11 protein-coding genes are annotated in these 14,033 nt (G+C 56.6%); 1 reads left to right on the top strand and 10 read right to left on the bottom strand.

From position 1 onward, the window contains the following. Positions 1 to 45: 45 nt before the first annotated feature. Complete coding sequence (gene rnr / locus Q354_RS25535) at positions 46 to 2,361, bottom strand: ribonuclease R (protein ID WP_051560078.1); 2,316 nt, start codon at positions 2,359 to 2,361, stop codon at positions 46 to 48. A 465-nt stretch (positions 2,362 to 2,826) separates the two neighbouring features. After that, entirely contained in the window at positions 2,827 to 3,837 is a 1,011-nt protein-coding gene (locus Q354_RS25540; protein WP_036229535.1) for a GlxA family transcriptional regulator, read from the bottom strand. A gap of 130 nt (positions 3,838 to 3,967) precedes the next feature. Between Q354_RS25540 and Q354_RS0111510 the strand changes: the two genes are divergently transcribed. Further along, positions 3,968 to 4,531: an OsmC family protein gene (locus tag Q354_RS0111510; RefSeq protein ID WP_027857725.1), complete on the top strand. Its 564-nt coding sequence runs from the start codon at positions 3,968 to 3,970 to the stop codon at positions 4,529 to 4,531. Between the two features lie 58 nt (positions 4,532 to 4,589). Here Q354_RS0111510 and Q354_RS0111515 read toward each other — a convergent pair whose 3' ends face one another. The 8 genes from Q354_RS0111515 to Q354_RS0111550 all read right to left on the bottom strand — a co-directional run bounded on the left by Q354_RS0111515 (position 4,590) and on the right by Q354_RS0111550 (position 13,737). After that, entirely contained in the window at positions 4,590 to 4,943 is a 354-nt protein-coding gene (locus Q354_RS0111515) for a potassium channel family protein (RefSeq protein ID WP_027857726.1), read from the bottom strand. Positions 4,944 to 5,101: 158 nt separating this feature from the next. Beyond that, positions 5,102 to 5,575, bottom strand: a complete 474-nt coding sequence (locus tag Q354_RS0111520; protein WP_027857727.1) for a peroxiredoxin — start codon at positions 5,573 to 5,575, stop codon at positions 5,102 to 5,104. A 151-nt stretch (positions 5,576 to 5,726) separates the two neighbouring features. Further along, complete coding sequence (locus tag Q354_RS0111525) at positions 5,727 to 7,013, bottom strand: NAD(P)/FAD-dependent oxidoreductase (protein WP_027857728.1); 1,287 nt, start codon at positions 7,011 to 7,013, stop codon at positions 5,727 to 5,729. Positions 7,014 to 7,364: 351 nt separating this feature from the next. After that, positions 7,365 to 8,537, bottom strand: coding sequence for an MFS transporter (locus tag Q354_RS0111530; protein WP_027857729.1), 1,173 nt, complete (start codon positions 8,535 to 8,537; stop codon positions 7,365 to 7,367). Between the two features lie 188 nt (positions 8,538 to 8,725). Beyond that, positions 8,726 to 10,312 carry a methyl-accepting chemotaxis protein gene (locus Q354_RS0111535; RefSeq protein WP_027857730.1) on the bottom strand — a complete coding sequence of 529 codons (1,587 nt, stop codon included), beginning with the start codon at positions 10,310 to 10,312 and terminating at the stop codon, positions 8,726 to 8,728. A 165-nt stretch (positions 10,313 to 10,477) separates the two neighbouring features. Beyond that, positions 10,478 to 10,696 (bottom strand): pentapeptide repeat-containing protein, encoded by a 219-nt coding sequence (locus tag Q354_RS0111540; protein ID WP_027857731.1) that lies wholly within the window; start codon positions 10,694 to 10,696, stop codon positions 10,478 to 10,480. Positions 10,697 to 10,787: 91 nt separating this feature from the next. Then, positions 10,788 to 11,717 carry a pseudouridine synthase gene (locus Q354_RS25545; protein WP_051560079.1) on the bottom strand — a complete coding sequence of 310 codons (930 nt, stop codon included), beginning with the start codon at positions 11,715 to 11,717 and terminating at the stop codon, positions 10,788 to 10,790. A 145-nt stretch (positions 11,718 to 11,862) separates the two neighbouring features. Further along, a complete protein-coding gene (locus Q354_RS0111550; RefSeq protein ID WP_027857732.1) occupies positions 11,863 to 13,737 on the bottom strand; it encodes a methyl-accepting chemotaxis protein in 1,875 nt (624 codons plus the stop codon). Positions 13,738 to 14,033: the final 296 nt, after the last annotated feature.

Genomic DNA, 14,033 nt, shown 5'->3' on the forward strand with positions numbered 1-14,033 from the left:
CTCTGCACCGCTTACCGGCATCAGTGAAGCGGCATTGTCAGCGGTCTAGCGTGAGCGGGACTTACGCTTTTTCTTATGACCGCCGCCAGATCCGAGCATCTCAAATTCGATCTTGCGCTGTTCCATATCGACCCGTACCACGCGTACCTTTACCCGGTCGCCGAGGCCAAATCCTGCATTACTGCGCTCTCCGATCAGGCGCTGTTTGCCTGCATCAAAGTTGTAGTAATCGTCCTTCAGGGTGGAGATATGCACCAGACCTTCGATCTGCGACTCATCCAGCTCAATGAAGAGACCAAACGAAGCTACGCTGGCGACGGTACCGCTGAAGGTTTCACCGACATAGCCCTGCATAAACTCACATTTGAGCCAGGCTTCCACATCCCAGCTGGCCTTATCGGCACGGCGTGACACCTGAGAACAGTGTTGTGCAAAGTTCGCCATCGTCGCCAGATCGTACGGATAGCTGGTACCCGGATCGAGTCGGGCGGCGCTTTTCACGCGCTGAACCGGATCACCACCGATACCGGTCAGACGCTTCAGTACCCGGCGTAGCGGATTGCCACTTTCACGCTTACGGATCACCGAACGAATCGCACGGTGTACCAGCAGGTCAGGATAGCGACGGATCGGTGAGGTAAAGTGAGCATAGGCGGAGTAAGCCAGACCAAAATGGCCCTGGTTATCCGGACTGTACTCTGCCTGGCTCAGTGAGCGCAGCATCATGGTACGGATAATATCGGCATCGTCACGGCCTTCGATACTGCTCATCAGGCGATCGTAGTCAGCGGTGGCCGGTTTCTCTCCGCCCCCCAGGGTCAGCCCCCGCTCGCCGAGGAAGGCGCGCAGATTAGAGAGTTTCTTATCACGCGGGCCGTCATGGACACGGAACAGTGCAGGCAGCTTCAGTTTCTCCAGGAAGCGGGCCGTCGCCACGTTGGCACAGAGCATAAACTCTTCGATCATCTTGTGCGCATCGTTACGCACTACCGGCATAATCTGATCGATCTTGCGGCATTCGGTGAACTTGAACGTCACCTCTTTGGTCTCGAAATCGATCGATCCGCGCTTACCTCGGGCAATGCTCAGTGCGCCGTAGAGTTTATGCAGGGTTTCGATATCCGCCATGATCGCCTGATGGCGCTGGGCCATCTTCTTACCCGTGGTGGATTTCGGTGCGTTCAGCATCGCGTTCACCTGGTTATAGGTCAGGCGCGCATGGGAGTGGATCACCCCTTCGGAAAACTTGTAGTCGGTCATCTTGCCACTGGCACTGATCGCCATCTCACACACCATCACCAGGCGGTCGACCTTCGGATTCAGTGAGCACAGGCCGTTGGACAGCGCTTCTGGCAGCATCGGCACTACGCGTCCCGGGAAGTACACCGAGGTACCGCGTTTCTGCGCCTCCTGATCGAGCAGGCTATCCGGCAGGACATAATGAGAGACATCGGCGATGGCAACAAACAGTTTCCAGCCGCCGCCCTTCGCGCTTTCGCAGTACACTGCGTCATCGAAGTCCCGTGCATCTTCACCGTCGATGGTGACAAACGGCAGGTGTCGCAGATCGGCACGGTGCTGCTTGTCCGCTTCGGCCACCTCATGCCCCATCTCTTCAGCCGACCGGACTACGCCATCAGGCCAGCGATGCGGGATATCATGGCTGCGGATCGCGACATCAATCTCCATCCCCGGAGCCATCGCATCGCCCAGCAACTCAACGACACGACCTGCGGCGTTGTAGCGCGCGCTCGGGTATTCAGTAATCTCGACAGCAACGTACTGCCCCGGCTTAGCGCCATTCAGTTCGTCACGATCGATATCGATCTCATGGGCGATCCTGCGGTTCTCCGGCTGCAGGAAGAAGGCGTTGTCCTCTTCCTGTAGCAGGCCAACCAGCTGAGCGGTGTTTCGCTCCAGCACTTTTACCAGCGCGGCCTCGCGACGCCCGCGGCGATCGACACCGCTGACACGCACCTGAACCCGGTCGCCGTCGAACAGCGTCAGCATCTGGTTATCAGACAGGAAAAGGTCATCGCCCGCTTCGTCAGTTGCCAGGAAGCCGAAGCCATCCGGATGACCGATCACCCGGCCGGAGATCAGCTCATCCTCACGGATCAGCGTGAAACCCTGACGATGCTGATAGGCGATCTGGCCATCCCTCTCCATCGCCCGCAGGCGGCGGCGCAGGCCTTCTTTTTCCTCATCCAGGTTAAGCTTCATCATTCGGGCAAGCTGTTCGCGGTTCAGCGGCTCGGCGCTGTCGCCCAGCAGGCCCATAATGAATTCGCGGTCCGGAATCGGATGACTGTAGGTTGGTTTATCTGAAGCGTCAGATGACGGTACTGCTGCTTTGCGCATGATATCTTCTTATACAAGCCGCCAAGAACATGACATCCGATAACCCGAAAACTGGCCTGTCGCGACAGACCCGGAAAAACACGGCAACAGCTGCTGGCTGGCATCACCCGGCGATAGCCGGATGAATAAAAAACAAATGGGTGTTCAATTCAAACTAAACACCCGGAATAAATCCCTGCTTTCTCCGACAAATATCAAACCCGGAAATACCAGTGCCATCGTCAGGATGCGCAGTCTTGATAGGATGCATCCTCAATATGACAATAGCCAGATGCCGGGGAGCTGGAAAAGCAAAAAGACAGACTCGAACTCAGAGACTTCAGGACGGGGATCGGTGTGATGCAACGAAATGGAGCGTGCGGGTAAAAGCCTTTCTCTCGGGCTGCGAGTCAGACTATAGCGATTCCGGGAGCAAGTCAAACAATTGACTGGGTTGCGGCTTTTTGGCAGCCGGGGCTGCGCCGGCTAACGATCGCCACGTCCAAACATCTTGCGATACTGGCTGGGCGATAATCCGGTCAGACGTTTAAACAGCCGACGAAAGAAACCGGCATCTTCATAGCCGTTGTCGGCCGAGATCTCATCAATGGAGCAGTGGGAGCCTTCCAGCGCACGCTTGGCATTTTCGACCCGCAGGTTCTGAATCCGTTCGAGCAATGATTCTCCGGTAATGGCCTTAAAACGCCGTTTCAGGGTTCGCTCCGGAATATCGAGGTAACCGATCAAGCTGTCGATAGCATCATGGCGCAGGTAATGCTCTTCCAGCCAGCGCTCTGCTTCGCTGATCTGGGCATCGCTGTGCAGGGTCTGGTTCACCAGCGGTTTATAAGGCAACTGCCCCTCATCATGCCACTTCAGCAGGTAGACCTTGCTGATCCGCATCGCCTCAGCCGGACTGCCATGTCGGGAGATAATATGGATCACCAGATCATGCCATGAACTGGTGCCTCCGGCCGTCACCACCCGGCCACTGTCATCGGCAAAACAGAGGATCGGCTCCGGCTGAAAATCGACATCCGGATACTGGGCGCGAAACAGCTGCTCATACCCCCAGTGAGAGGTCGCGCGACGGCCATTCAACAAGCCACTCTCAGCCAGCAGCAACGAGCCGGAACAGGCCGAGTAGAGATAGCAGCCCTGCTCATACTGATCGCGGATAAACTGCATCAGCTGCGGATAGCGGCCATGCAGGTTTTCGTCAGGCCCCAGCCAGAGTTCGGGAATAATCAGGATATCGCTGCCGGGACAGTCCGCGATGGAATGGTCCGGCAACACCGGAATATTGTTCCCGCATTTAAACGCCTGACGTTCGAGCGAGACAATCTGCGGTGTAAACAGGGCTGGCAGCGGCTCGCTCCTGACCAGGGTCTGCCAGACGTTACCGGCAGCAGCCAGCACATCCAGCATGCCGTATAGGGAGGACCCTGCCGTCTCAGGCACTGCTAGAAATAACACCCTGATAGCCTTCTGCTTCATCCGCTCTCCTCCGCTGGCACAAATGGCCCGATAGTGGCAGGAATGCTTCTTACAACAGCTTAGAACACGCCGGACAATAGGATCAGCTTAATAACAAAGCCAACCGATTCACCGTACGGAGGTCAGAACAATGTTAGAACATGCAACCACCCCAACCATCCTCAATGGCGTGAACGTGGATGACCTGATCAACACCGTCGAAGCCGTGAAACAGCAGCCGGATCTGGCTAAGTTCCGCTTCAGCGCCGATAACCAGTGGCTGACCTGTGGACACAACCGCACCGCCATCAAGGAGTTCTATGGCTGCGGCGACACAGACCGCTCCCGTAGTGTGCCATTTGTATTGGATGCCGATGAGCCGCCGATGCTGCTGGGCACCGATAAGGGGGCGAATCCGGTCGAGTATCTGCTACATGCCCTGGTCGGCTGTATGACCACCAGCATGGTTTATCACGCAGCCGCGCGGGGCCTGGAGGTAAAATCCGTAGCGACCCGCCTTGAAGGCGATCTCGATCTGCGGGGCTTCCTCGGACTGAGCGACGACGTGCCCAAGGGCTACAGCCAGATCAGAGTCAACATGGAGATAGAATCCGGCGCCAGCGAATCCGATCTGCGCGAATGCGTCAGCTTCTCACCGGTATACGAGATGGTGTCACGCTCTCTGCCGGTCGAACTGAGCATGACAATTCGCTGATCAGGCAGCCTGCCAGCGGCGGCTTCAGGTCGCGCTGGCCGGCACAGACCGCCAGTGCTCAGCGCAGCTGCTGCTCGATACGTTTCAGTTCTGCCGGATCGATATGCATTTCAAACGCCTTGGTTGAGGTTTGCACCGTCACCGCCACCAGCAGGCCCGTCAGCAGGATGCCATGCAGGGCTATCACCACTGACAACACCCGCGACCAGCGTTTCAATGGCCGCATATCACCATAACCTACGGTGAACGCGGTAATGAAAGCCCAGTAAAGTGCATCAAAACGGCTCCAGCCTTCAATTCTTCCGACAATCAGGCCAAGCGAAAGCACAATCAGCAGGAAAAAGCCCAGCAAGGGTGCAATCAGATAGACGCCCCAGGCAAACAACTGAATAAAGGTGAAGGTAAAGGCCATAGACTCTTTCCGGCTACAGACACAGGTGCCCCGTAAGCGCACGACGATAGCGCTCTGGACGATAAGTTCAGGGGCGAGGTTAAGTTTAGCAGCACGCTACAGCGCCATAAAAAACCCTGCCGACAGGCAGGGTTCAGGGGTCGTGCAATCGCGGCGGCTCAGAGCGCCTGCAGGATCACTTCGGCCTTGGAAACCTCGAAGGTTTTTGGCTCTTCGACATTCAGCAGCGTCACTTCACCGTTTTCGATCACCATCGCATAGCGCTTGGAACGGGTGCCACCGAAGTCTCCGGTCTCCATCTCCAGTCCCAGTGCCTTAGTAAAGGCCGCGCCGCCGTCAGCCAGCATAGTGATATGCTCGGCGTTCTGCTGCTCGCCCCAGGCCTGCATCACGAAAGCATCGTTGACAGACAGGCAGGCGATCATATCGACGCCTTTGGCTTTGAAGTTGTCCGCTTCCACCACATAGCCCGGCAGGTGAGCCGCTGAACATGTCGGGGTGAAAGCACCTGGCAGGGCAAACAGAACTACTTTCTTACCGGCAAACAGTTCGTCCGCCGCCCGGGCCTCATGGCCCGATGCCGCTGCAACAGTAAGCTTTACTGCCGGAATCTTATCGCCAACCTTGATCATCTTGTGTCTCCCTATCTGTTAGTGCCGCTAAGTGTAGCACCGGTCTCTGCAGGCAAATACCTGCCCTGCGTAAGGGTTCAGTTTGACCCGGCTTAAACTGAAAAAGGCATGGCTGAGCCATGCCTTTCGCCATACTGGTCCGACACTCGGATCAGTGCAGCTTCATCTTCGGGCGCACCACCTTGTTGATGGTCTCCGCGACATAGATCAGTGCCGCCTTGCCCCAGCCATGGATGGCAATCTGGTGCATGCGATAGAGTGAGATATACATCAGGCGGGCCAGATGCCCCTCAACAAACATGCTCTTGCTGGTCAGGTTACCCATCAGGCTGCCGACGGTACTGAACCGGCTGAGGCTGACCAGTGAACCATGATCCTTGTAACTGAAAGGCTGCTGCGCCTGCCCCTTCAGGCGGCGGATGATATTGGCCTGAATCTGTGAAGCCATCTGGTGCGCAGACTGTGCCCGGGGCGGTACCCAGCTGCCGTCTTCCTGCTGGAAGCCACAGCAGTCGCCCAGTACATAGATATCCTCATCGACACTGCTCTGCAGTGTTGGCTTCGCCAGAATCTGGTTGGCACGGTTCAGCTCAAAAACACCCAGCTCCTTCACATAATCGGGCGCTTTAACACCGGCGGCCCAGATCATCAGGTCCGCCTCAATCAGCTGATCCTCTGCAGTCACAAAGCCCGTGTCGGTGGCACGGCTGATACGGGTATTTTCCCGCACCTCGACGCCCATCCGCGACAGCTCCCGCCAGGCGGAGTCAGAGATACGTACCGGTAATGCCGGAAGGATACGCGGCCCGGCTTCAATCAGGGTGACCTTCAGCTGCTGCGGCGTCATATTGGGCATACCATAGCGTTTCAGCAGGTCCGTCACATGATGCAGTTCGGCGGACAGCTCTACGCCGGTAGCGCCAGCGCCTACGATAGCGATCTTCAGCACCCCGCCGCTATGCTGATCAATACGTACAAACTGGCTCAGCAGCGACTGGTGAAAACGCTCCGCCTGGGCATGAGAATCCAGAAAGTAACAGTGATCCTGCACTCCTGGAGTACCAAAATCATTGCTGACACTGCCGATACCCAATACCAACATATCGTAGTTGAGCTCCCGTTCCGGCAGCAGCGGCTGGTTACGGTCATCAAACGTCGGCGCCAGCCGGATCACCTTGCGCTGCGCATCCAGCTGCTCGAAGCGGCCAAGAATAAAGCGGTAGCCATGACGCGCTGCATGGGCGTGATAAACCACGCCGTCAGTACTGGTATCGAGCGACCCGGTTGCCACTTCGTGCAACAGGGGTTTCCAGATATGGGATGGATTCTGGTCGACCAGAATAATCTCGGCTTTCTTCTTTTTACCCAGCTTGCGCCCCAGCTGACTCGCCAGCTCAAGGCCACCTGCCCCGCCTCCTACAATCACGATTTTCTGCACGGTTAAATCCTCAATAGTGTTATGGGATTGATCTCCTGCAACCGAAGAGCAATCCCATAGCACCTGAGGTCTTTCTGATTAAGGCTGCGACTATAGTCGCAGACGGCACCAGTATAGGCGTTTCTGAGATGAATGAAACTGAGAAAATAGGCCAAGTCGTATGATCTAAACTCATACTTTGGATCAGAGTGACCGGGATAGTCTGACTGACGCCCGGGCTTCGAAGTGACCGATTGCCGGGCTTGGGGAATATGGCAGAGAGGCGCAGCAGAGCCATCCATCAATGCCCCCGCTTCAGCCTATCACCTGAAACTGCAGCTTCAGGTGATAGGCAGTAACGGTTATTGCGGCTCAGGCGGTCACTTCGACCGGCTTACGCTGGCGGAAAAACCACACCGTCGCCATCGCCCACAGCACCACCGGAATCATCAGTGCATTGGTCGCGGCCCAGCCGCCCCCGGCTTCCAGCCAGCCGGCACTCATCGCCGCCAGGGTCGACATACTGAAAACCAGGAACTCATTTGCGGCCTGGGTCTTGGCCTTCTCTGCCGGTGTGTAAGTCCCCACCACCAGCTGGGTCGCGCCGATAAACATAAAGTTCCAGCCCACGCCCAACAGCAACAACGCCGAACGGAAGTGCCATTCACTGATGCCATTGAGGTTGATCAGAATACAGGCCAGCATCAGTACTCCACCGGCCTGAATCACCGGCCGCACACCCACGCGGGCGATCAGGTGCCCGGTAAAGAAAGAGGGCACAAACATCCCCAGCACATGCCATTCGATCACCATGGCTGCACTTTCAAAACTGAAACCGCAATTGACCATCGCCAGCGGTGTGGCGGTCATCAGCAGCACCATCACGGTATAACCAACCATGCCAGCCACAACCGCGCTGATAAACGTCGGCTGTAGCAGGATCTCCTTCATCGGTCGCTGCGGGCCCGCCGCCTCCTGAGGATCGGCTTCTTCAAAGCGCACCAGCGTAATCAGTGCCAGTGCGATGCAATACAGCACCACCAGGGCCGAGAAAGCGCCGACAAACGACTGATCAGGAAACCATTCCCGGCTATGAATCGCCATCTGAGGCCCGAGGAAAGCCGCCAGTACCCCTCCGGCCATCACCAGCGAGATCGCCTTACCCTGCTGACCCGGCTCACAGGCCTCTACCGCGGCAAAACGATACAGGGTGCCAAAACCGATCCCGACACCCAGCAACAGGGTACCGATACTGAACAGCCAGAAATGCTCCAGTGTCAGGGCAAAGACACTTAACAGCGCGCCACCGATACCGATACTGTTGCCCAGATAAAAGCCCTTGCGCCGGCCGGTCTTTTTCATGATCAGCGACGCCGGGATGGTCGCCATCATCAGGCCGATAAACTGAAACGCTACCGGTAGGGTGATCAGTGCCTCGGACGGCGCCAGTTGCTTACCAATCAGTCCGTTCACTGCCACCAGCAGGATATTGCCGGTCACCAGCAGCGCCTGACACAACGCCAGCAGCAGTACACTTCGATTCATTCCTTTTCCTCGGCAGAAAGCAAAAATAAGAGATAGCTAATAAAGCTCCGTAAAGCGCTATTCTACGCTCACTGACCGGGGGCCTGTCGAGCACCTCCGCCAGCAATGAAAGCAAAGCCGCTAAGAATAAAGAAAGCCGGCACAAGGCCGGCTTTGAAGGGACTCCTGACGGAGTTTGCTGAAGAGGTTCAGTGCCGGTTGATATTAGCTTCCCAGAAGTGCCCGGAGAGTTCGCGCAGGCTGGAAGACATAACCCCCATTTCCATGCTGGCACGGGCACTGCTTTCAACATCTTCCAGTGAGTCTTCGGACATGGTACGTATCGAGACCACACTGCGGTTGATCTCCTCGGCCACGGTGCTCTGCTGCTCTACGGCGGCCGCAATCTGGGTATTCATATCACTGATAATCTGGATCGCCTGATTGATTCGGTTAAGCGAATCCACCGCCTGGGTGCCCTGGGCCAGGCACTTGTCGGCCCGCTCTGTCCCCGCTTCCATCGCGGCGACAGCTTTGGCCGAGGCTTTCTGCAGGCGACTGATCATCTCGTTGATCTCTTCGGTGGAGTTGCGGGTCCGGGTCGCCAGTGTGCGCACTTCATCCGCCACTACCGCAAACCCCCGCCCACTGTCACCGGCACGGGCGGCCTCGATCGCCGCGTTCAGCGCCAGCAGATTGGTCTGCTCTGCGATATCCTGAATAACATCGACGATAGTCGCGATGCTGTTACTGTTTTCTTCGACTGCTGCGATCACCTTACCGGCGGCGTCCAGTTCGGTTTTCAGATAGCCGATCTCATCGACACTGAGATCAACCTCGCGCTTACCCTGCTCTACCTGCTCGCGGCCGTCACCTGCCGCATCCGAAGCCTGCAGTGCATTGGCGGCCACATCCTGGATGCTGCTGCTCATCTCGTTGACCGCAGAAGCCACAGTGTCGGTCTCGGCAAACTGCTGCTCGGCCCCGTTGCGTGAATGTTCTACCGAGGAACTCATACTGGCGACATTGCCATCCAGCACCTTCGATGTATCTGCGACACTGCCGATCAGTGCCGCAGTCTCCGAACTTGCCATCTTTAGCGCCAGCTGCAGCTGCCCCGCCTCATCGTGGCGACCGGTATAGACGTAACGCGCCAGGCGGGAGTCCGATATCTTTCTGGATTGCTTGACCACCTTATCCAGCGGCTCCAGCAGTTTCCAGCCGACGGCAGCCGCCAGAACGGTCAGTAACAGCAACAAACATCCCTGGATAAGTGGGCTCTCGGTCAGCAGAAAGATCGCGGCGGCCAGCAACGGTAGCAGTGTCGACAAAGCGGAGATTTTCCACAGCAATGGCCAGCTGCGCTTGTTCAGGCTGCGGGGAGTCTTACCATCCGCCAGGCGGTCGTAGAGCGCCTCAGCCCGTGCCACCACTTCCGGCGTCGGCTTGCTGCGCACCGACTGAAACTCCTTCACTTCACCACCGCGGGATACCGGCGTGACAAATGCGTCAACCCAGTAGTGATCGCCATTCTTGCAACGGTTTTTAACCACTCCCATCCAGGATTCACCTGATTGAACGGTCTGCCAGAGGTCGGCAAAGGCTGCCGGTGGCATATCCGGGTGGCGGACGATATTGTGACTCTGACCAATCAGTTCTTCGCTATCAAAACCGCTGATTTTTTCAAAGTCTTCGTTGACGTAGGTGATACGACCTTTCAGGTCGGTACGGGAGAGGATGTTGCTGTTGTCTGCATAGACTTGTTCTTGTTGTGTAACAGGCAAATTCCGTTTCATGTTTTCATGTCTCGACTACCACTTAAGCCAAGACCATAGCATCAAACACTGATTAAAAAATGGCCGGCTTTAACATCGATACAAACCTTTGATTTACATCAAGCAACGCAGACAAATCAGTCTTGTTTCAAACGGACATTTGATATCCATGCTACGAAAAAAGTACTACTTTGCGGCGTAACGGGTATAAAACTTCAGCAGCTCCTCGACCTCAATTCCGTCGATGGTCATGCCGCTCAGGTCACACTCCGTAATACTCAGACCGCTCAGGTCGGAATGGCTGATGACCGCTTGCCGGAGGCTGACTGCATTGAACTGACTGGCCTTAAGGTCGACCTGCTCGAAACGGGTTTCCTTCATATCAGTATGATCTATGCTGCTCATCGTCTGATCTCCCTGTTTTCGTTTAAAAATAGGTGTTTACCGGATAATTTGCCAGCTCCCGTCGCAGTTTCAGCCGCCCGGCTCCCATCTGTCAGGCGGTCTCTGAGGCGATAATCTCACGCTGTCGCTGTGCAAAGCCTGCGGCCAGTACCCGGGTCGTATCGAAGTGGCGGGATTCGCCGGTAACCGGATCGGTAAAACTGATATGGCGCGAGAGAAGCTGCATCGGGTGCTCGAAATCCAGTTCTGCCTTAGGCAGCAGGTCCGGGTAGTAACGGTCATGAAGCAGCGCCAGATTCAAACAACTCATATGCACCCGCAACTGATGGGTTTTGCCACTCAACGGACTCAGGTCAAACAGGCCAAGGCCTGCTTCAGTGGCAACACAGGCGACGGTCGAACGGGCGTTTACCTCCCCTTCGGTGACACGCATGCGAAAGTTCTGTTGCGCTTTCACCATACGGTTTTCCACCCGCCACTGCCGCCCTTCAGTGACATCCGACGGGACTTCAGCAATAGCGAAGTACCTCTTCATCACATCACCATCGATAAACATGCGCTGGTACTGCCCACGCTCGGCTTCTACCTTACTGAATACCACCACGCCGGCGGTATCGCGGTCAATCCGGTGGATCGGCTGCAGTGCATCAATACCGGTGCGCTCCTTCAGCCGGTACAGCAGACACTGGCGCACATAGTTGCCGCCGGGTGTCACCGGCAGGAAGTGGGGTTTGTCGGCCACCAGAATATGTTCATCCTCGAACAGGATCTGCTCCTGAAACGGGATGTCCGGTTCCGTTTCTACTTCACGGTAATAACAAACCCGCTGCTGCGGCCGGCAGCAGCACGCCGCCGTTACCCTGGAGCCGTCCCGCCAGTGCACCTTGCCATCACTGACCCGCTGGCGCCACACGGCTTCGGGTATAGCGCCAAAGCGTGCAATCAGGAAATCAACCACGGTCAGGGTGACAGCCGTGTCGGCGGGAATAACAACATAGGAGGGTTTAGGGGCAATAGCCATAGGAGGTTCCGGCAGCAGTTCGATCAGGCCGCCGGCAGACAGAAGCGCTGCCGGCGCGGCCTATAATACCCCAGCTAAAACGAAAAACCCCGCCCGGATATCTCCGGGCGGGGCTGGTAATAGCGCTGAGCTGATAACCGAATTATCAGGACAGTCGGAAGCGGGCACTCATCTCACCCAGTGCCTCGGCACGCAGGCGCAGGCTGTCACTGGCTTCGACAATCAGCTGGCTGGCATCACTGTTACGCTCGACGCCACTGGCAATCTCGTCCATGCTGATCGCCATCTGACGGGTGGTATCTGCCACCTCAGCCACGGCGGTAACGATCATGGTGCTGGTATCGGAAGCCCGGCTGGTCTGGTCTTCGATCTGCTGTACCGCCTGCTGGGCTTCACCGCCCTGCTGTTTCACCTGATCGATGCTCTGCTTGCTGGCATCCATAACGTCGATCACCGACAGGGTCTGTTTCTGCATCGCCCGGACGGTCTGGGTGATATCCGCCGTCGCCGAGACGGTGCGCTCAGCCAGGGTGCGAACCTCATCCGCCACCACTGAGAAGCCGCGTCCGGCCTCACCGGCACGGGCCGCTTCGATCGCAGCGTTGAGCGCCAGCAGATTAGTCTGATCGGCCAGGTCATTGATCATCTCGATCACCTTATCGATCTCCTGCGAGTGTTGCTGCAGCATACCCAACTGATCGGTCGCCTGCTCTACCACCGCTGCGGTGCTGGTCAGGCTGGACATCGCCGACAATATCGTCTCCCGGCCGCTCAGGGCTGCACTGTAAGCGCTTTCTGCATCACGTTGCATACTTTCCACGTTGCCGGCGATATCGGCGGCCGTGGCGCTGATCTGCTCCGTAGCGCTCGCCAGAGTATTTGACTGATCGGACACCCGGGCATTGTTATCGGCAATCGTCTGTACCGAGGCCACCAGCTCACCGGACTGAGTCTGCAGCACCTGCTGGCTTTCGACCACCTGGCCGATCAGCTGGTGCAGTTCGCCGGTCATATCGTTGGTGGTTGAAGCCAGCTCACTGAATTCATCCTTACTGTTACCGACAGCGATCCGGTCACTCAGATTGCCGGAGGCCACCTGAGACATCTGGCGGGATATGCGCTCAAGGCTGCGGACTGCACCAATACCGGTCAGCGCCAGGATCAATGAAACACCCAGCGCCATCCCCACCGAGACCGCGACCAGCGTCCACTTTGCCAGCAGCGTATCGGATTCAGATTCCGCCCGTGCGGTTGCCAGTTGCTGGCGGATAAAATCAGTCGCCTGCGTCGACAGTTCCTCAAACTGATACTCCTGCTCCAGCAGATCCAACTCGCCGGCCTGGACCCGGGTCGCTGTCTCAGCAACCTGACGTAACACCGCCTGCCAGGCTTCTATGGCATCGCCGAAGGCATCGTAAAAGTCAGCCTCTTTAACCACTGCTGCGACCCGATCGGACTTGGCCATCAGCGCTTCACGCTGGCTTGCCGTCGGGGTAAGCAGAAAGGCCTTTTCCTGCTGCCGCGCTTCAATCAACGGTCGCAGGAAGCTACTGAAGCCAGCTATTTTCTCATTCAGTTCGCCGGCTCTGGCGTTCAGCACTTTCAACAGCCCCATCTCTTCATTCAGGCCCAGAGCTTCGCGCTGCTTCAGCTGCTCTCCCAGCGCTGCCTGCAGGCTATGGAACTGACGTTTGATATCTTCGAGGTAGCTGCGCTCTTCGTCTGAATAGGCGATCACCCTGTCCAGCTTGTCGCTGTAACTGCGCGCCAGTTCATCAAGCGCCTGATGGAACACCTGCTGTTCTGAAGGCTTAAGCCGGCTGAGCTTACTTTCCTGCTTCAGTATTGCCAGTTGCAGTGAAGACAGGGTTTCGACGGTGACGTTGAGCTGGTCTACCCGCTCGGCGGAGTGATTAAGCTGCACCAGGCTGGAGATCGCCACGGCGCCTAAGGAGAGAATACCCACCAGTGTGATGACCACCACCAGTATCAGGCGTTGCTTGAAAGTTAACTGCGGCATTTGACTGTTCTTTTTCTTGTATGGGGATAAAACCTGAAGCCGTCAGGCTGAAATTCAGCCTCTGCTACAGAGTCCCTGTGATGCCTCTTTTATTGGTAAATTGGTATTACCAATTTAAGGTAATCACACGTCCACTATACTTTAGTACCCTTTACTGTCAACGGGTATAAACAACCTGTAAAACTGTGTTAACAATCTGTAACGATGAACTTTGAGCCGTATCAAACTTCAGGCCATTGCTCTCGCCACCAATGGCCCGGGTTGAATTGATTTCGAGCCGGTTTCAGGCCGCCCCG

The organism is Marinobacterium jannaschii DSM 6295, assembly GCF_000620085.1.
In the GTDB taxonomy this organism is placed as follows: Bacteria; Pseudomonadota; Gammaproteobacteria; order Pseudomonadales; family Balneatricaceae; genus Pontibacterium; species Pontibacterium jannaschii.